This is a genomic window from Hyphomonas sp. J20-32 (genome assembly GCF_055808555.1).
The window spans coordinates 297,690-316,826 of record NZ_CM147873.1 but is presented as its reverse complement, the minus strand read 5'-3'; the positions used below and the strand labels follow the sequence as shown (position 1 = coordinate 316,826).

The following is a 19,137-nucleotide window of genomic DNA, read 5'->3' as shown; positions in this document are numbered from 1 at the left end:
GCGGCTCTGCATTGAAGTGTGAGGAGGCTTGAAGCATTCCCCTGGCCGCGCGACTGCCGGTTCTAGGCAGACGGCTCCGGCCAGGGGCCGGTAAGAAGGAGGCTGAGAGGCAAATTCTTCCACATGGAGCTTTTAATCATCCTGTTTCGTTCCCGTGTCAACCGGCGGGTCGCTGATCAGGGGAACAGATTGCCCCTTGGGTGCCATCCGTGTCCGGGCATACAATGCGATCGCGGCATAGATGGCAGCTGCGGTGAAGGCGGCCAGAATGGCGATGCCGGGATTGCCCTTTAGCGCGGCAAACAGGCTCTGGCCGGCAAAGGCGATCAGCGCGATCTTGGGCAGGATGCCGACCGCCATGCCAATCGCAAAGTCGCGGTATTTCGCGGTGCTGACGCCAAAGGCCATGTTGACCATGATGAACGGACCGGTCGGGACATTGCGCACGAGCGCGCTGGTCGCAAGGGCGTTACGGCCGACAAAGGCGGCCAGCCTGTTCGCAGTCGCGCCGGCATACCGCCGGAAAGCCTGCTCACCTGCCATGCGCCCGATCCAGAAGGTGAGTGAGCCCGAAAACATGTTGGCAATCCACGCATAGGCAAAACCTAGCCAGGGGCCGAAAAGAGCGACGGCTGCAGCAATCAGGGCGAATTGCGGGACGCCGAGAAAGGCTGCGACGCAAAAGACGAGGATCAGCGCAGGCAGGCCCCATGGGCTGCCGGCAACGGTTTCCATCCAGGCGTTGAGCGTGTCTGCACGGGGCAGAAGGCCAAGCTTTCCCATGACGAAAATGACAAGCACGGCGCCCAGCAGGCTGGCGCCGAGGATCAGCGTCCGGCGGGCCGGCTGGCTGGCTGTCTTTTCAGTCTTGCTCATAATCGCATCGCATGCGGCCAGTGCCGCCTTGCGTCAAGCAGTCTGTTGCAATGCTTTTGTTACGCAGAGGCGCCCTGCGCAGCGGCGGCGGCGCTCGCCCAGGCCCACTGGAAGTTATAGCCGCCGAGCCAGCCCGTCACATCGACGCATTCGCCGATGAAATAGAGTCCTGGAACCTTGCGGCTCTCCATGTTTTTGGAGGACAGTCCCGACGTGTCTATCCCACCGGCTGTGACTTCTGCCGTGCGCCAGCCCTCGGTTCCCGCAGGTCGCACGACCCAGTGAGTGAGGGTGGCGGCAAGGGCGTCGAGCGTGGTGTGGGAGGTGTCGGCAAGGCGGGTGGCAGGGGGGTGGTTCGTCCGTTTGAGGACCAGCTCTGCGAGCCGTTTTGCAAAGAGGCCTTCCAGGGCAGACCCGAGTGTTTGCATCGGCCGGTCGCGCTTGGCGGCCTTCAGGGTTTCGCCAATGTCGGTGCCTGGCAGGAGGCTCAGCGTTACGGGTTCGCCGGGTGACCAGTAGGAAGAGACCTGCAGGATCGCGGGACCTGACAGGCCGCGATGGGTGAACAGCATGGCTTCGTCAAAGGCCGCTCTGTCTGTGCTGGCCCGTACATCGCAGGCGACACCAGAGATCGAGGCGAAGTCCTCCTGGTCGGCTCCGGTGAACACGAACGGCACGAGCGCGGCGCGGGGCGGGATGATGTCATGGCCGAACTGGCGGGCAATATCATAGGCAAGGCCGGTCGCGCCCATCTTGGGAATGGAGAGGCCGCCGGTGGCGACGACAAGTTTCGGAGCGGTGAACGCACCGACGGAGGTTTCCACCGTGAACAGGCCATCGGTGTGGGCAACGGACGTTACTTCGGTGCCGAGGCGCAATTCACCGCCGCCCGACTCCAGCTCGTCAAGCAGCACCTTGATGATCGCGCCGGACTTCTGGTCGCAAAAGAGCTGGCCAAGCGTTTTCTCATGCCACGTGATGCCATGGCGCGTCAGAAGCGCGAGGAAATCGTCCGGCGTGTAGCGGGCGAGGGCGGACTTGGCGAAATGCGGGTTTTCCGAAATGAACCGATCAGGCGCGGTTCGGGTATTGGTGAAATTGCATCGCCCGCCACCGGAAATCCGCACCTTCTCGGCAGGCTTTGCCGCGTGGTCGATGACGAGGACCCTCAGCCCCGCCTGTCCCATGCGTCCGGCGCAGAAAAGACCGGCCGCGCCCGCGCCGAGCACGACGGCGTCAAAATGGGAAGAAGGAAGCGCGTCTGGCATGGCAGGCCTATGCCGCAGGCGGCCCCCGGGGCGCAAGCTTGATCCCCCGCGAGTTGGCGGCTAGCAGGTGCCGACCCGTTTGCCCCTCCCGCAAGGAAACTGCCCCATGACTGCAACACAGCCGCGCCATAACTGGACCCGTGACGAGATCGAAGCCCTTTATGAAGGCCCACTCGACACGCTGATCGGCAAGGCGCTGGACGTGAAGCGGGAGAACTGGCCGGACGGGAAGGTCCAGAAATCCCAGCTCCTGTCGATCAAGACAGGCGGATGCGCCGAGGATTGCGGTTATTGCAGCCAATCAGCGCATTTCGATACCGGGCTTGAGGCCTCGAAACTCATGCCGCTCGGCGAAGTGGTCGATGCGGCCCGGCGGGCCAAGGCAAACGGCGCTGACCGGTTCTGCATGGGTGCAGCCTGGCGCAGCCTGAAAGACCGCGACCTGCCCAAGGTCGCCGCGATGATCGAGGCAGTGAAAGCCGAGGGCCTCGAAACCTGCGTCACGCTCGGCATGCTGGAAGCGGGTCAGGCCGAAGCGCTCGCCGATGCGGGCCTCGACTATTACAACCACAACCTCGACACTTCTCCGGAATATTACGGCACTGTGATTTCGACCCGAACCTATGACGACCGGCTCGAAACGCTGGGCCGGGCGCGCGGCGCGGGCCTGAAGCTCTGCTGCGGCGGCATTCTCGGCATGGGTGAGAGCCGGGCCGACCGGATCGGCCTCATTCACGAATTGTCAAAGCTAACGCCGCATCCGGAAAGCGTGCCGATCAACATGCTGGTGCCGATCAAAGGCACGCCGCTGGGCAACAGCCCGGCGGTCAGCGTGCTGGAAATGGCGCGCGCGATAGCGGTCTGCCGTATCGTGTTCCCAAAAAGCTGGGTGCGCCTGTCGGCGGGCCGTGAAGGCATGACCGAGGAAGGCCAGGCCATGTGCCTGCTGGCGGGTGCCAACTCGATTTTTGTCGGCGACCGCCTGTTGACCACTGACAATCCGGACGGCGACGAGGACCACGCCCTGATGAGCGCCATGGGCCTCGAAGCCGCCGGTCATGCCGAGATGGAAAAGGGCCCGCGCCGCACGACCACGCTGATCGGCAGCTGAGGCAGTCTGGAAACAAGGCGATTCCGGATTTGGTCCGGAATCGCCTTTAATCGTCAGAAGTGATGCCTGCGATCAGGCGCCGGCTTCGTCGTCCGCGACCGGCTCTTTTACGGCTTCGGCAGCTGTTTCTGCGGCCCGCTCATGCTCGTCGAGCGCCTCCATAAGCTCGGCTGACATGCTGATTTCCTTGGACAGGTCGGCAAGGGCTGCATCCATCACGCGGGTCCATGTCTTGCTCAGGCCGCCACCAGTCTTGTCGGAATAGTAGCCCTTGAACTTGTCGCTGAAGATAACCTCACCACTGGCCGGGTCAGTCAGGGAAAAATTGATTTGGACATCACCGAAAAATTCGACAGTCACCAGTCCCGTCTTGTAGTCGAGCCAGAAGCGGGTCAGTTCCGCCGAAATTTCAAGCGACTCACCGTCCGAGGCGTCGGTGACCGTATGGCCGTTTGCCTTGAGAGTCTTGGTGATGACTTCTGCGACCGTCTCCGTCGGCGCTGCATTCGTTCCGATTGCGCCCATCACCATGCCATAACCGTTGCGCTTGTCGCCAATTCGCGAGTTTTCCGCTGGAATGCGAGCGTCATCCACTCGCTTGAGAACCAGCACTTCCGGCGAGGTTTCCGCAAGGAGGGCTGGCTTAACGGCATCGTCTGCAAGGCCGAGCGTAAGATTTGTTGTGCCAGTTGCGCACGCTGAAAGCGACAGTGCAGCAAAGGCGATCAAGACTGGCTTGAACATGGCGTTTCCTTTTATCTGGTTATCTGTAAATGATTTCGTAGGCGACCCGCTTGCCGGATTTTGCTGCGAGCTTTTCCATCGCAGCGGAAAGGGTTTCCGGCGTGATGTTCTCGATGATGTCGGCCTGCTTGCCGACTTCTTTCTGGTAAACGTCCCAGACCTTCACCTTTCCATCCCGCATGACGAGATGAAGCTTCATGAATGTAGAAAGTTCGGTGCCCTCGAAAGAGGTTCGCAGAAGGCCCCAATCCTTGATTTCAACGCGCAGCAGATGGCTCGCAACATCTGGTGCGGTATTCGGATCGATGCCCTTGGCCTCTAAGGTCGACCGGATGTTGCTTTCAACGATTTCTTTGAGATCAAGCGCACTAGCCGCCACCTTGTAGGGCTCGGCAAGGCCTGCGTCCTGATCTGCATTGATAGCGGAATTTATCCCGGCACCAATTATGCCGCCGAGTACAGCGGCCGTTCCCGTCTCGCCCATGCGCTCGTATACAACCATGAATTTACTGTCGGCATCGTCGACACTGACGTTCAGGGCAGCAATCGGAAAGGCTCCGAGGGTTTCCAGTTTGTCAGCGTTGGCGAATTGCGCGAACAGCACTGACGCAGCGGCGACAGCCACTGCGGGAATAACAGATCGCATGAAAAGCCCCTCCCAATAAGCGCAACCTAAAGGTGCGTTTTTTGTCCGTCAAGCTGATTGTGATCCACCCGCCAAGCATGGCAAAAACTGTTGTCCAACCAAGGTTCCGAAGAACGAAACATTTGGGTCAGATGCCGTTGCGCAGGCTTGCTGTCTATTTGGTCTGGCCGCCGTCGACGGGCAGGACGGCGCCGGTGACGAAGCTGGCGAGCGGGCTGAGCAGGTAGGCGGCGGCCGAGCCGATTTCGTCGGGCTTGCCAAACCGCTGGAGAGGCACTTCGCGCCGAATCCATTTATTCCAAGCTGCGCCGCGTTCGCCTTCGGAGCGGGTTTCCCAGTCTCCGCCGGGGAAGATGATATTACCCGGAGCAATCGCGTTGACACGCACGCCGGATGGACCCGCCACGCGGGCGAGTTCCTTGGCGAGATGGTTCATTGCGGCCTTGGAGGTGCCATAGGTCACCGGTGTGCCGAGGGCGCCGAGGCCAGCGATGGACGTGATCATCAGGACGGAGCCTTCGCCGCGCGGGGTCATCTTGCGCAGGGCCGAGCGGGCGAGCTTGAAGGCGGAATCGAGATTTTGGCTGATGCCGCCATCCCAGGTCTCGTCGTCCACTTCGAAGCCGGGCGGGCAGGGGTGCAGGCCGACATTGGCGACAGCGCCCCAGAGCGGACCGAAGTCTGTTTCGATGGCCTCGATCATAGAGTCGATGGTCTGGCTGTCGCGCAAGTCACCGGCACGGGCCCAGAGCTTGTCTTCGCCATAGATGCCGGCGAGGCGTTTGCGCTGCTCTTCCAGTGCGTCGCCGCCGCGTGCGGCTATCGCGACTTTTGCACCTTCTGCGAGGCAGGCCTCGACTATGCCAAGACCGATGCCCCGGCTGGCGCCAGCGACGAAAATCACCTTGTCTTTCAGATTAAGGTCCATGCCGTTTACTCTCCCTGTCGTGTTTTGCTGGTGTTCTTAGGTGTTTCATCTTCGGAGGCAAAGGGCGGCTTCCGGCTGATCACGAAGGCGGCGCCGAGCGCCAGCAGCCCGAGGCTGGCCGCCATGGTCCAGGGCCGGTTCCAGAAGATGTAGATCGTCCCGGCGGCGGCGAGGGCCATGCCGGCGAGGGCGGCGGACTTGCTGCGCATGTTCATGCGGCCGGTCTCGACGAAAGTACGAATGGGCTGGCCAAGGCCAGGCCGGGCATAGATCCAGTCCGCCCAGTGCGGACTGGACTTGGCGAAGGCAAGGGCCGCAACAATCCAGAAAATCGTCGTCGGCCAGATCGGCAAGACAATACCGATCGCGCCCAGCGCGAATGCGATCATGCCAAGGATGCGCCAGGCCCACATGCGAGCCTACATCGGATGCCGCGCAGCGACTGGCAAGGCTGATATTCGTGACGCCACCGCCTTCGAGCGACGACGAAAACGCAATATTCCTTCGAATTGACCCAATCGCGCCCTGTTGGTGCCGCGGCCAACCAGTGTATGGATATTGAAAGAAAACCGAGGAGAGGTTCATGTCGCAGTTCATCACGGGCACGCGGGGCAAGTATCGGATCGTCATCGCGGCCATCCTTTTCGGGCTCGTCGCGGCGTGTGGAGGCGGCGGCAAGAGCAAGACGTCCGACGAAGTCAGCGCCGCTGGCGAAGTTGTCCAGCGTGCCCCCAAGGACCAGGTTGCCGCCCGCCAGCGCGAACAGCGCCGACAGAAGGCGCGTGAAGCACAGGAACAGGAATTCTCCTATTTCCGCTATCGCATCGACATGAGCGGCGAGCAGCCGCTGGCCTGTCTCGTCTTCTCGGCCGCACTCGACCCGAAGACCGATTATTCGCCTTATGTCGATTTTCGTCCGGCCTTCCGTCCGGCGCTGAGCGTCGAGGGCCGCGAGCTTTGCATTGGCGGCCTGACCTTCGGCACCAGCCGCACCGCGACGATCCTGTCCGGCCTGCCGGCGGCCGATGGGCGCACGCTGAAGCGCGAAGAAACCGTGCCGATCGATTTTGCCGATAGGCCACCTTATGTGGGCTTCAAGGGCGCAGGCGTGATCCTGCCGCGCGAGGATGCCGACGGCCTGCCGATCGAAACCGTGAACGTCGACAAGGTGAATATCAGCGTGTCGCGCGTGAATGATCGTGCGCTGGCCTTCAAGAGCATCACCGCCGGCGAAACCACCGCGCAGGGCCGCTATTCCTATTCCTGGGGCAATGACAGCCCGAGTGATGTCGAGGCCGAAATCTGGTCGGGCACGATGGACATTGCCGCCGAACAAAATGCGCCGATCGTGTCGATTTTCCCGTTGCAGGACGTGATTGCGACGATGGAGCCGGGCGCCTATTATGTGCGCATCACCGACGCGGCCAAACTCGGCCCGCAGGATGGCCCACCCGCATCGTCCAGCCGCTGGATCATGCTGACTGACTTGGCGATCACGGCCTATGAAGGCGAGAACGGGCTCGATATCACGCTGCGGTCCCTGCAGGACGGAAAGCCTGTGCCGGACACGACGGTCCAGCTCGTGGCCATGAACAATGAAATCCTCGCTGAAACGCGCAGCAACGAGCAGGGGCGTGTCGCATTCGACAAGCCGCTCACCAATGGCGCCGGCAACATGGCGCCGAAAATGGTGCTGGCTTTCAGTGCCAAGGGCGAACTCGCTGCGCTGGACCTGACGCGGGCACCGGTTGACCTGTCGGAGCATGCGGTTGGCGGGCGGCGCACGCCGGGCATTGTCGATGCGTATGTCTATACAGATCGCGGGATCTATCGTCCCGGTGAAGCGGTCAAGGTTTCGGCGCTGTTGCGTGATCGGGCTGGACGCCAGGTGGAGGACCGCGCTGGCAATCTCGTCATCTATCGCCCGAATGGTCTGGTTGCGGAAAAAATCCGGTTCGACGATCCCGATTCCGGCGCCGTGCTGAACAGTTTCGACCTGCCCAAGGGGGCTTCGCGCGGCCAGTGGCGCGCAGTGATCGAAATAGACGGCCTGCCCCAGGCATCCGGAGCGGCGCGATTCGCTGTCGAAGACTTCGTGCCCCAGCGCATCGCCGTGGACTTGAAGACGGACGACAAGACACCGATGAAACTTGCCGGCACGCGGGAAATTTCCGTCGCTTCGCGCTTCCTCTATGGCGCGCCTGGTGCGGGCCTGACGGTCAAGGCCGAAGCCCGGCTCGAGCCACAACCGAACCCTTTCCCGGCCTTTGACGGCTTTGCGTTCGGGCGCCATGACACGACCTTCGAGGAACGCATCATCGAGCTGCCTGACCAGACGACAGACGGGGCAGGGGACGCCATTGTCCGTCTCGCGCCGGGCAATGCGGGCAGCAATGCCGGGCGTCCGTTGCGCATCAATGCCGTGGTCAGCGTTCTGGAGCCCGGCGGGCGTGCGGTGACCGACAGCGTGCGCGTGCCGTACCGGCCCGAAAACCTCTATGTCGGCCTGAAGCCCGGCTTCGATGAATCCGTCGAGGAAGGCGGGGACTCGGTGTTCCAGGTGGTAGCGGTGAATGCCGACGGCGCCGCCGTGGCGCAGCGCTTGGCCTGGAAAATGCTGGCCATCGACTACCATTATGACTGGTACCGGGATGGAGAGGAATGGCGCTGGCGCCGGTCGCGCACGGTCACCAAGGTGAATGAGGGCGTGGTGTCGACCACGACCGGCGGGACCGCCGAGATCAAGGTGAGCGGCCTCGAATGGGGCAGCCATGAACTCGTGGTCGAAGCAGAAGGCGTCAATGTCGGCGCGGCCGCCAGCGACGATTTCTATGTCGGCTGGGGTGGTCGCGTGTCAGACGATGGCGTCGAGGCACCTGATCGCGTTCGCGTGACGGGCCCTGAAAAGTCGCCGACCCCGGGCCAGACAGCCGAGATCACAATCGTTCCGCCCTATGACGGACAGGCGCAGATCGTTGTCGCAACCGACCGGGTGCTCTCGGTCCAGAATCTCAATGTGACTGCGGGCGGCACACGGGTGAGCCTGCCGGTTTCCGATGAATGGGGCGAAGGCGCCTATGTCATGGTCAATGTCTACACGGCACGTGACCCTGTCCTGCAGGCCAAGCCGCGCCGCGCCGTTGGCGTCGTGCATGTGCCGGTGAACATGGATTCGCGCACGTTCACGCTGACGCTTGATGCGCCGAAAGTGGCCCGTCCGCGCGGCGAGCAGGTGATCGAAGTCGATTTCGGCGGTGGCCCGCGTGAGCCTGTCTTCCTGACGCTTGCCGCCGTCGATGAAGGCATCCTGCAACTGACCAAATTCCAGAGCCCGGATCCGGTTGCGTATTATTACGGCCAGAAGGCACTCGGCATTGAACAGTATGACGATTATGGGCGCCTGCTTGATCCCAACATGGGCCTGCCGGCTGAAGTGCGGACCGGCGGCGACCAGCTTGGCGGCGAAGGCCTGACAGTTGTCCCCACCAAGTCGGTGGCGCTGTTCTCCGGCCTGGTTGAGGTCGGACGCTCAGGCAAGGCCAAGGTCCGCTTTGACATGCCGGACTTCAATGGCGAGCTGCGCCTGATGGCGGTGGCTTGGTCGAAGACCGGGCTCGGCGAAGGCGAAGCCAGCATGACGGTCCGCGATGCGGCGCCGTCTGACCTCATCCTGCCGCGTTTCATGGCACCCGGCGACGAGGCGTTCCTGACGGCCAGCATCGACAATGTCGAATTGCCAGCAGGCGAGTTCACGGCGGAGATTTCTGCGGCCGGATCGATCGAGGTAGCCGAAAGCCGACTGATCCGTACCCTGCAAACCGGCAAGCGTTCGGATGCGCCGGTGCGCGTCGATGCCAAGAATGAAGGCATCTCGCAGGTGCGCATGGCGGTGACAGGCCCCAACAATTTCGGGGTCCAGCACACGTATGACATCCAGACCCGCTCGCCCTATTTGCCGGAAACCCGTTCGACCAGCGTGCTGATGCAGCCGGGCCAGCAATATTCGGTCGATCCGAAACTGCTGGCCGGTTACGTGCCCGGTTCGGTTGACGTGACGGTTGGATTTTCCAGCATCCCGGTCGACCCGGCGACCCTGTATGCATCGCTCGACCGTTATCCCTATGGCTGCACTGAACAGACGGTCAGCCGGGCGATGCCGCTGCTCTATTCCGAGCAGCTGGTGGCGATGGGTGCTCGGGGGTCTCGCGACAATGCGCGTGACCGCGTGCAGACGGCCGTCAACACCATCCTGAACCGTCAGGGATCGGAAGGGGCGTTCGGCCTGTGGCGAGAAGGTGACGGCTATGCCTCGCCATGGCTCGGCGCCTATTCGACCGACTTCATCTACCGGGCGAAGGCGGCAGGCTATTCGGTTCCCGACGAGGCGCTCGACCGGGCATACGGCGCCCTGCGTGCTGTTTCGACCGGCGACCAGTGGCGTGTCTACGGCTATGATACGGATGTTTATGAAGGCCAGTATTCCAACGATACGGCCGAGCAGATGATGTTCCGTGCGTCAGCCTATGCGCTCTATGTCCTGGCCAAGGCCGGGGAGGCGGACATTTCCCGCCTTCGCTACCTGCACGACCGTGAGCTGCCCAATATCGACAGCCCGCTGGCCCGGGCGCATATCGGTGCGGGCCTCGCCTATATGGGGGATCGGGCGCGAGCGAACTCGGCTTTTGAATCGGCCGAGAAAGCGCTCGGTTACAAGAATAGCGGCGACTATTACCAGACGCCCCTGCGTGACGTGGCCGGTGTCATGGCGCTGGCAAGTGAAGCGGACATGGCCCCGCTTGTCGCGCGCCTTGCCGAACGGCTTGGCAAGGATGTGCCGGATGCGGACGAGCTGACGACGCAGGAGAAGGCGTTCATTCTTCTGGCCGTCAACGACTTCAACAAGGGTGCGAATGCGTTCCGCCTCATCGTCGAAGGCCTTGGCCGCGGTAATGACAATGAGCGCCAGTACCTCATCTCAGAGGCCCAGGTTGCCTCGGGTGTGACGTTCAAGCTCGAAGGCAAGGCGCCCATGTTCCGCACGGTGCTGGTGACCGGTGCACCGGAAAAGGCGCCGCCTGCGGCCTCGTCCAAGCTGAAGACCGACAAGACGTTCTATACCATGACCGGTGGCCGCGTGGACCTGTCGAGGGTCAACCAGGGTGACCAGCTGGTTGTGCGTGTGTCGGCAACACCGCTCGAGCGCCGCCTGAACCCGGTCATCATCGCCGATCTCCTGCCGGCCGGCTTCGAGATCGAGACCGTGTTGCGTCCGGCAGACGGCCGCCGCAAGGGCGAGTCCTCTGGCGCGTTCGCCTTTGTCGGCGAGATTGCCGATGCGCAATCGCAACAGGCGCAGGATGATCGCTTCGTCGCGGCTGTCGATGTTTATGGCGAGCCGGTGACGCTGGCCTATGTCGTGCGGGCCGTGACACCGGGATCGTTCGCGATGCCGGGCGTCGTGGCCGAAGACATGTATCGCCCAGCCGTCTATGCGCGCTCGACTGCTGGCCGCGTGACGATTGTCGGTGCACCGGGATCGACGGCGGGAGGCAAGTAGGCGCATGGGGCCAGCCGGGCGTCTCCTTGCCGGTCTTGCCCTGCTTGCCGGCGCAGCCTTTGCGCTGGATACGGTCCTGCCGCCGCCGCTGGAACGGGCAGGCGCCATTTCAGCCATGGTCACCGACCGGGCGGGCAAGCCGTTGCGGGCGTTCCCGACAGATGACGGACGCTGGCGTTTCCATGGCGACCTCGACAAGATCGACCCGGCATTCATCGACGCGCTGGTCCGGGTCGAGGACAAGCGCTTCCGGCGGCACAATGGCACCGACTGGCTGGGCATGGTGCGGGCGGCGGTGGATTCGGCGCTGTCCGGCCGGGTCGTGTCCGGCGGGTCGACAATCACGATGCAGACGGCGCGCATGCTGGAGCCGCGCGATCGCAATGTCGGGTCGAAACTGATCGAGATTGTCCGGGCGCACCAGATCGAACGGCGCCTGACAAAGGACGAAATACTCGCGCTCTACCTGACGCTCACGCCCTATGGCGGCAATCTTGAAGGCGTGCGCGCGGCAAGCTGGAGCTATTTCGGCCATGAGGCGGACCGGCTGTCGGACGACGAAATTGCGCTGCTGATCGCGTTGCCGCAATCGCCCGAGGCGCGCCGCCCCGACCGCCACCCGGAAAATGCAGCCAGGGCCCGCGACTGGGTTGCGACGAAACTGGCCAATTATGGCGTGTTTTCCCAGACAGACGTGGCCGATGTCGCCGCGTCCGGCGTGCCGGGGCGACGCCGTGAGTTCCCGGACCGGGCCTGGCACGGCACGGCCAAGGCGCTGGCCAGCGGGCCGCGCGGCGATGTGCACTCGACACTGGACGCGGGCCTGCAGGCAGAAGTCGAGCGGATAGCCCTGACGCAGGCCGAGGCTGGCGGGGCGGATGTCCAGGTTTCGGCGCTGGTCGTGTCCATTCCGACGCGGGCGGTGCGGGCCATTGCGGGGTCGGCCTCGCGCGATCGGCCGGGCGGCTGGCTCGACCTGACAGCGCAGGCGCGTTCGCCGGGTTCGACGCTGAAGCCCTTCATCTATGCCATGGCGTTCGACGACGGCACGGCCGCGCCGGACACGCTGATCTCGGACCTGCCGAAACGCTTTGCTGCCTACCAGCCGGAAAATTTCGACCGCATGTTCCGGGGCGATGTTCGGGTCTCGGACGCGCTGCAGCACTCGCTGAACGTGCCGGCCGTGATGATGCTCGACAAGGTCGGGCCAGAGCGTTTCGTTGCACAACTGGCCCTGGCCGGCGCCAGCCCAAGGATTGCGGGCTCGGCCAGCCATGAAGCCGGGCTTGCGATTGCGCTGGGCGGGGCGGGTCTCACCGCGCGTGAGCTGGCCGTGCTGTATGCCGCACTCGGCGACAAGGGCGTGGCCAAGCCGCTGGTCTGGCGCGCCGATGAGGAAGCCGCGACCCATGAGCGGCCCGGCCGCCGCCTGATGGGCGAGGCCAGCGCCGACGAGATTGTCCGCATCCTGCAAAACGGCCCGACACCAGTGGGCCGCGTACCGGGCCGCCTGACGGAAAACGCGCCGCAGATCGCATTCAAGACCGGTACGTCCTATGGCTACCGTGATGCCTGGGCGGCCGGTGTGGCGGGCGACCTGGCGATCATTGTCTGGGTTGGCCGGGCCGACGGTGCGCCGCGCCCCGGTGTGACCGGAGGCGACGCCGCACTGCCGATCCTGTTCGAGATTGCCGACCGGGCAGCGCACCATTTGCGCGACACGGGCGAGGCGCGCGGGCGGCTTACATCCGAGAAGCGGTTGAAATCACGGGGCGCGATGCGCGACTTCGCGGCAGCCGCACCGCCGCAAATCCTGTTCCCGCCGAGCGAGGCTGAACTCTGGGCTGGCAAGGTCGACGGCGCCCCGGCGCGCGGCTTCGTACTGGCCGGGCGCGGCGACGGCGAGCTGTCCTGGTATGTCGACGGCGCGCCGTGCGACGTCGATGATGCCGGCGCGCCTGTCTGGACGCCCACGCGCGAGGGATTCTACACGGTGACTGCAGTGGATGCTGCAGGCCGGGCCAGCCGCGTGCGCGTGCGTGTGCTCACCGGGCCTGCCTGAGAACACGGCATTGCCTCATTTTCGACACGCCGCGACAACACGCGATCAACACAAGTTTGTTAAGTGTGCGGTTGCGGCCTTTTCGACAGCAGCGTCTGTCCCATATGTGGCTGTAGACGGCTCGTCAGGCCACCGTCGATCAGTTGAGTGAGTTTGTCATGCGTACCCGTTCCGCCCCGTTTGTCGCCATTGTCGCCGGTATTGCGGCTATCGGCCTTGCCTTCATTTCCAGCGCGGGTGAGCAGGACAGGCCGACCAATGAGGTGCCCAAGCGCTTGTCTTCGGCCGTGTTTGCCGGCGGGTGCTTCTGGTGCGTTGAGTCCGATTTCGACAAGGTCGACGGCGTCATCGATACCGTATCGGGTTATACGGGCGGCCAGGTTGCCAACCCGACATACAAGCAGGTCAGTCACGAAAACACCGGTCACTACGAGGCCGTGAAAATCACCTACGACCCGGACGTCGTATCCTACGATTATCTCGTTTCCTACTTCCTTCACCATGTCGATCCGACCGATGCCGATGGCCAGTTCTGCGACAAGGGCGAGAGTTATCGCACCGCCATCTTCGTGGTGAACCCGGACGAGCGGGCAATCGCCGAAGCTGATATTGCCGCTGTGGATGCCTCAGGCGTCTTGCCCGCACCCGTCGTGACAAAGGTGATCGCGGCCGAAACCTTCTGGCCTGCCGAAGACTATCACCAGGATTACTACAAGAAGAACCCGCTCAAGTACCGCTACTATCGCGCGTCTTGCGGGCGTGACGCCCGGGTCAAGAAGCTCTGGGGCGACAGCGCCGCCGCTCACTGATCCTTTGGCGAGGGGCAGGGGGGCGCCGGAAATTCAGACTGGCCCCGGTGGCGCGCTTCCCAGTCATCATCATGCAGGTCTGGCGCGAAACCTGACGCTGCATAAAGATGGAACCGCCGCGCCAACGGGCAGCCATTGCCGCGCGTGCCGAGCGGGATCACGATCTCTCCGACAGATTCGAATGACTTGAAGTCGCTGCGCAGCATCGGGCGCATTTCCGCATGCAACGAGACGACAAGCACCTTTGCGTCCAGCGGCGGGGCGAGTGGGGCAGATTCCGAGAAGCTTTTCGGCACGCCATAGCGTCGCCACGAGAGCAGGGGCATTGTGCGGTTGCGGGCATAATAGTCGAGGCCGTGCCAGACTTCGCGCTCGTCGACGAGCACGGATGTCGCGCCCAGCTCAGCCGCCTTCTCGAACACGTCTGTCGCCGCAATGTCCCAACCGCGCGTTCGCTTCTGCGCATTGTCGAAACCGAGTTCTGTGGACATGTGAGCCGGCAACAGGGCGACCGTGACGAAAAACATCGCCAGCAGCGCATGAGCGGCAAGGCTGGTCCATAGAAGGCCAGCCGGGCGATAGGCCTGAAAATGACCAAAGCCGAGCATTCCACCGGCAATCGCGCCGCCGATGATCACGCGCAGCCAGAGATTGAGGTCTGGCGTCAGAAGCAACGCCACGAAAGTGAGGCCCGCAATCCAGAACCAGAGGCTGCGATTGGGTTCGGCGCGAATCAGCCAGGCCGCCACCAGTACGCTCGCTGCGGGCCAGGCCGTCACCGCCCAGTTGGCGTTGGCGCGTGAGATGACGGCCTGAACCAGGATGATCACGAGTACAGGCACGACAAAGCAGAGCAGCCAGCGGTCGCGCCCCATCAGGCCGTAGTCCGACCGCCGCATGACGAACAGGCCGAAGACAAGCGAGATCAGGCTGATCGGGCCGAACACGCCCATCTGGTCGACCAGGAAGTCCAGCGCATGGGCGGGATGAAAGAGGTCGCCGCCGAGATTGGCATTGTCGACCGTGTGGCTGACGGTCTTGAAATCATTGGCGGCGTTCCAGGCGAGGTGCGGCGCAAAGATGGCGGCGGCAACCAGCAATGCGGCCAGTCCCTGCCACGAGACAAGCGCCTTGCGCGTATCCCGGTCGAGCGCCAGTGCCAGCCCAATCCCGATCAGGAAGTAGAGCATCGCATATTTCGACAGGAAGCCCGCGCCGAGCGCGACGCCGAGGCCCATGGCGCTGGCCCAGCGGCCTTCGCCGCTGCGCAGGCGCCAGAAGGCATAGAGCCCGGCGCACCAGAATGGCATCAGCACCCCGTCGGTCGAGATCACGGCGGATGACAGGATCACGGCCGGCATCAGCGCATAGCCGAACGCCGCAAACATGCCTGTGCGTGCGTCGTACATCGCGCGCCCCAGCAGGAACAGGAATACGGCGCCGATCGTGTGCAGGAAGGGCGCGGCCAGACGCACGGCCCATTCTTCATTGCCGAACAGGCTCGTCACCGCATGGATCACCCAGGCGATCATCGGCGGCTTGGAATAATAGCCCCAGTCAAGTGTTTCGCCCCAGCGCCAGTATTGCGCCTCGTCGGCATAGAGGTTCAGCGGGGCGGCCATGAGAAACCCGATTCGCAGCACAAGGAGCAGGCCCAGGCCGAGCAGCGTTGCGCGGAGAAGTGCCGAATCCGATTCGTGTTTCAGGCCTGCCATGTCGTCTCACCTTGATACGTTCTCTGCTTATGCAGCGCACTGTCCGTCGAATACAGCCCCCAATTCAGGCAAGTCCTGCCCCTTGCGGGCCCAAACCGTGGCTTTTTTGCATCGCAGCAAATCGAATGACAGGATTCACGGGGTGCTCCGTTGAACTGTTAAAAACTTGTCACTAATCCGTCATCCAGCGGGAGTAAGCGACCGCTAGCCGGCCTTGCTCAGGTTTCAAGGTCGGGGGCACATTTGCATCAGGGGAATATCATGATGAATTGGAACACTTTCGGTCGCGGCATGGCGGTTTCCGCCCTCGCGCTCAGCGTCGCGGGCATCGCCTCCGCGCAGGTTACAACGTCCAGCATTCGCGGACAGGTTACAAATTCTGAAGGTGCAGCAGTGGCTGACGCTACTGTCGTCGTCACGCACGTACCGTCCGGCACCGTTTCTGCGGCTGTTACCGGACCCAACGGTGTTTACTCCGCGCGCGGCCTGCGCGTTGGCGGCCCTTACACCGTCGAAGTCTCCGGCGCCGACATCTCGCCCTTCACCGTCACGGACGTCTTTATCAGCCTTGACCAGACCTATGCGCTCGACCTCACGGTTTCCAGCGAGCGCAAGCTTGAGACCGTTGTTGTGACGGCCAACGAGCTTCAGACCGGATTCTCCAACGATGGTCTGGCAACTTCGCTCGGCATCGAAGCCCTGAACAATGTCGTCTCGATCGGACGTGACATCACGGACGCGGCTGAACTCAACCCGTTCGCAAGCGTGAACGTCCAGTCCGGCGGCGAAAAAGAACTGACAGTTGCCGGCGCGAACAACCGTTTCAACTCGCTGACCATTGACGGCGTTGCCCTCAATGACCGTTTCGGCCTGAACGCCAACGGCTATCCGACCCAGCGGTCGCCCATCTCGTACGACGCGATCGAATCGCTCTCGGTTGAGACCGCGCCTTTCGGCACGGAATATAACGGCTTTACCGGCGGCACGATCAACGCCGTTACGAAATCTGGTACCAACGAATTCCACGGTTCGGCCTTCTACTTCAAGACCGACGACTCGATGGCCGGCGACAAGCTTGGCAGCCGTACGGTGGACCGCACGTTCGACGAGAAAACCTTTGGCGGCACGTTCGGCGGCCCGATCATCAAGGACAAGCTTTTCTTCTTCGCATCGTACGACAAGTTCGAGCAGGCTGCTGCGCTCAATCGCGGCCCCATCGGTTCGAGCGCTGTCAATATCGAAGACGTGACCGCTGCAGACGTCAATGAAATCACCGACATCATGTCGTCGGTTTACGGTTTTGACGTCGGTTCATTCGCAGGTGTTCCGCCGGTCGAAGACGAGAAAATTCTCGGCAGCATCGATTGGAACATCTCCAATGATCACCGTGCCAAGTTCACCTATATCAAGACCGAAGGCTCGAGCATCGTCGAGCAGAACGGCAACAACTTCCTGCAGGGCGCCGATCTTGGTTTCCCTTCGTCCTGGTACAACCGGTCCGAAAAGGTCGAATCCTATATCGGCCACCTCTATTCCGACTGGACGCCGAACTTCTCAACCGAACTCAAGATCGCTTCGACGACCCAGGCTACCGGCCAGGACAGCCTGAGCGGCGCTGAATTCTTCCTCGGTTCCGTCGAGACATCGACGGGTGCGGTAATCGCATTTGGTCCAGACCGTTTCCGCCACGGAAACGAACTCGACCAGGACTTCATGCAGTACAAGCTCAAGGCCGAGTACCTCTACGGTGACCACACCCTGACGGCAGGTATCGAGCGCGAGGAAGTCGACGTCGACAACCTCTTCGCCCAGAACTCCGAAGGCACCTACCGCTTTGCGTCGATTGACGACCTGCGGAACCAAATCGCGACCGGCGTCACCTATGACAACGCCATCACGAATGATGAAAACGACCTGCGGGCGATCTGGGGCTACAATTACAACTCCTTCTATGTGCAGGACAGCTGGGACATCCGTTCCGACCTGAACCTCATGTTCGGCGTTCGCTACGACATCTACGAGTCGGAAGGCCAGATCCGCGAGAACCAGAACTTCATCAACCGTTACGGCTTCTCCAACACCAATGATATTGACGGACTGGACGTCATCCTTCCGCGCTTTGCGTTCAAGTGGGACGCCAACGATGATGTCACGGTTCGCGGCGGCGTTGGCCGCTTCTCTGGCGGTTCGCCAAGCGTCTGGATCTCGAACAGCTACTCCAATGATGGTGTGATCAACGGTTCGGTTTCGGATTTCGGAACGATCGCCGTTCCGAACACGCCGGATCCTGTTACGGGGAATTACATCCCTGGTTACCTCCAGGACCAGCTGGCGACGCAAACGCCGGACGGCCCGGTCAATGCGCTCGACAATACGTTCGAGATCCCGTCGACCTGGAAAGCCAATCTCGGCGTTGCCGTGAATACGTATGCTAACTGGCTGGTGACGGCTGACGTGCTGTACAACAAGCTGGAAAATGCGCCTTATTGGTACGACCTGCGTTGCGGTGACCCTGTGTCCGCATCGCCGGATGGCCGTCCTGTCTATGATTGCACTGACGGACCGGAAGCGCTGGCTGTAGGCAGCGTCGACAAGGGCCATTCGCTCCTGTGGGCTGTTTCGGCCAGCAATGACTGGGAAACGCCTGTTGGTGATTTCGACTTCTTCACCAGCTATACGCACGCTGACGTCAAAGACATCGGCATGGGTACGTCGTCGACTGCAACGTCGAACTATTCCGATACGCCGCGTTACAGCTACCAGGTGCCGCGGACAGGGACGTCCAACTTCGAAGTCGAACATTCGTTCAAGATGCGCGTCGACTGGGAGAAGGAATTCTTTGCTGACTACGCAACGAAGGCATCTCTCTTCGCGACGCGTCGTTCGGGCCAGCCTTACACCTACACGTTCAACACGACGGGTAGTGCCGACGTCTTCGGCATCACCGAGAGCCGTGCGGACGATGCGGGCGCGACGTTCTACGTGCCGACCGGCTTCAACGATCCGCTCTTCTCGGCTCAGTCGTTCGGTGGCGACGTTGCCATGCAGCAGGCCTTTTTCGACTATATTGCGACGTCGGAGCTCAACGATTACAAAGGCGGAATTGCGCCACGTAACGGTGACAATTCCCGTTGGTCGACGATTGTAGACCTTCGTCTCCAGCAGGAACTGCCAGGTGCGATGAAAAACCATCGCACGAACCTGTTCCTCGACATCGAGAACCTGGGCAACCTGTTCGACAGCGATGCCGGCAAGATCGAGCGCGTACGCTACGAGTACAAGCAGCAAGTCGCGAATGCCGTGATCGAGAATGGACAATACGTCTACAACAACCTCGACACGTCGCTGAGCAAGGAAACGCTGAACCAGTCGCTCTGGCAGGTTCAGATCGGTATCAAGTACGAATTCTAGATCGTACGCG

Annotated in this window: 12 protein-coding genes; 5 read left to right on the top strand and 7 right to left on the bottom strand. The window is 62.3% G+C overall.

Features of this window, described 5'->3' with window-relative positions:
* Positions 1–132 precede the first annotated feature (132 nt).
* Positions 133–876, bottom strand: a complete 744-nt coding sequence (locus AC0L7I_RS01510; RefSeq protein WP_473397771.1) for a TVP38/TMEM64 family protein — start codon at positions 874–876, stop codon at positions 133–135.
* 59 nt (positions 877–935) lie between these two features.
* Entirely contained in the window at positions 936–2,144 is a 1,209-nt protein-coding gene (locus AC0L7I_RS01505; RefSeq protein ID WP_473397770.1) for a BaiN/RdsA family NAD(P)/FAD-dependent oxidoreductase, read from the bottom strand.
* Positions 2,145–2,250: 106 nt separating this feature from the next.
* On the opposite strand from AC0L7I_RS01505, the gene bioB reads away from it, so the two are divergent.
* Complete coding sequence (bioB, locus tag AC0L7I_RS01500) at positions 2,251–3,255, top strand: biotin synthase BioB (RefSeq protein ID WP_473397769.1); 1,005 nt, start codon at positions 2,251–2,253, stop codon at positions 3,253–3,255.
* A 72-nt stretch (positions 3,256–3,327) separates the two neighbouring features.
* Here bioB and AC0L7I_RS01495 read toward each other — a convergent pair whose 3' ends face one another.
* From AC0L7I_RS01495 to AC0L7I_RS01480, 4 genes are all read right to left on the bottom strand, one after another.
* Positions 3,328–3,999, bottom strand: a complete 672-nt coding sequence (locus AC0L7I_RS01495; RefSeq protein WP_473397768.1) for a hypothetical protein — start codon at positions 3,997–3,999, stop codon at positions 3,328–3,330.
* Between the two features lie 19 nt (positions 4,000–4,018).
* Positions 4,019–4,645, bottom strand: a complete 627-nt coding sequence (locus AC0L7I_RS01490; RefSeq protein ID WP_473397767.1) for a hypothetical protein — start codon at positions 4,643–4,645, stop codon at positions 4,019–4,021.
* A 154-nt stretch (positions 4,646–4,799) separates the two neighbouring features.
* Complete coding sequence (locus AC0L7I_RS01485) at positions 4,800–5,573, bottom strand: SDR family NAD(P)-dependent oxidoreductase (protein ID WP_473397766.1); 774 nt, start codon at positions 5,571–5,573, stop codon at positions 4,800–4,802.
* A 5-nt stretch (positions 5,574–5,578) separates the two neighbouring features.
* A complete protein-coding gene (locus AC0L7I_RS01480; RefSeq protein WP_473397765.1) occupies positions 5,579–5,986 on the bottom strand; it encodes a YbaN family protein in 408 nt (135 codons plus the stop codon).
* A gap of 170 nt (positions 5,987–6,156) precedes the next feature.
* On the opposite strand from AC0L7I_RS01480, the gene AC0L7I_RS01475 reads away from it, so the two are divergent.
* The 3 genes from AC0L7I_RS01475 to msrA all read left to right on the top strand — a co-directional run bounded on the left by AC0L7I_RS01475 (position 6,157) and on the right by msrA (position 14,001).
* Positions 6,157–11,130, top strand: coding sequence for an alpha-2-macroglobulin family protein (locus AC0L7I_RS01475; protein ID WP_473397764.1), 4,974 nt, complete (start codon positions 6,157–6,159; stop codon positions 11,128–11,130).
* 4 nt (positions 11,131–11,134) lie between these two features.
* Entirely contained in the window at positions 11,135–13,192 is a 2,058-nt protein-coding gene (pbpC, locus tag AC0L7I_RS01470) for a penicillin-binding protein 1C (protein WP_473397763.1), read from the top strand.
* Between the two features lie 158 nt (positions 13,193–13,350).
* Complete coding sequence (gene msrA, locus AC0L7I_RS01465; protein ID WP_473397762.1) at positions 13,351–14,001, top strand: peptide-methionine (S)-S-oxide reductase MsrA; 651 nt, start codon at positions 13,351–13,353, stop codon at positions 13,999–14,001.
* Here msrA and AC0L7I_RS01460 read toward each other — a convergent pair.
* Positions 13,995–15,716, bottom strand: a complete 1,722-nt coding sequence (locus tag AC0L7I_RS01460) for an ArnT family glycosyltransferase (RefSeq protein ID WP_473397761.1) — start codon at positions 15,714–15,716, stop codon at positions 13,995–13,997. The genes msrA and AC0L7I_RS01460 overlap by 7 nt on opposite strands.
* A gap of 261 nt (positions 15,717–15,977) precedes the next feature.
* On the opposite strand from AC0L7I_RS01460, the gene AC0L7I_RS01455 reads away from it, so the two are divergent.
* Entirely contained in the window at positions 15,978–19,127 is a 3,150-nt protein-coding gene (locus tag AC0L7I_RS01455; RefSeq protein WP_473397760.1) for a TonB-dependent receptor, read from the top strand.
* The last annotated feature ends 10 nt before the right edge of the window (positions 19,128–19,137 follow it).

Bases quoted from the DNA above. Each gene is read 5' to 3' on its own strand.
- AC0L7I_RS01460 (WP_473397761.1), bottom strand. From the start codon at position 15,716: ATGGCAGGCCTGAAACACGAATCGGATTCGGCACTTCTCCGCGCAACG.
- bioB (WP_473397769.1), top strand. From the start codon at position 2,251: ATGACTGCAACACAGCCGCGCCATAACTGGACCCGTGACGAGATCGAA.
- AC0L7I_RS01505 (WP_473397770.1), bottom strand. From the start codon at position 2,144: ATGCCAGACGCGCTTCCTTCTTCCCATTTTGACGCCGTCGTGCTCGGC.
- AC0L7I_RS01490 (WP_473397767.1), bottom strand. From the start codon at position 4,645: ATGCGATCTGTTATTCCCGCAGTGGCTGTCGCCGCTGCGTCAGTGCTG.
- AC0L7I_RS01480 (WP_473397765.1), bottom strand. From the start codon at position 5,986: ATGTGGGCCTGGCGCATCCTTGGCATGATCGCATTCGCGCTGGGCGCG.
- msrA (WP_473397762.1), top strand. From the start codon at position 13,351: ATGCGTACCCGTTCCGCCCCGTTTGTCGCCATTGTCGCCGGTATTGCG.
- AC0L7I_RS01485 (WP_473397766.1), bottom strand. From the start codon at position 5,573: ATGGACCTTAATCTGAAAGACAAGGTGATTTTCGTCGCTGGCGCCAGC.
- pbpC (WP_473397763.1), top strand. From the start codon at position 11,135: ATGGGGCCAGCCGGGCGTCTCCTTGCCGGTCTTGCCCTGCTTGCCGGC.
- AC0L7I_RS01455 (WP_473397760.1), top strand. From the start codon at position 15,978: ATGATGAATTGGAACACTTTCGGTCGCGGCATGGCGGTTTCCGCCCTC.
- AC0L7I_RS01510 (WP_473397771.1), bottom strand. From the start codon at position 876: ATGAGCAAGACTGAAAAGACAGCCAGCCAGCCGGCCCGCCGGACGCTG.
- AC0L7I_RS01475 (WP_473397764.1), top strand. From the start codon at position 6,157: ATGTCGCAGTTCATCACGGGCACGCGGGGCAAGTATCGGATCGTCATC.
- AC0L7I_RS01495 (WP_473397768.1), bottom strand. From the start codon at position 3,999: ATGTTCAAGCCAGTCTTGATCGCCTTTGCTGCACTGTCGCTTTCAGCG.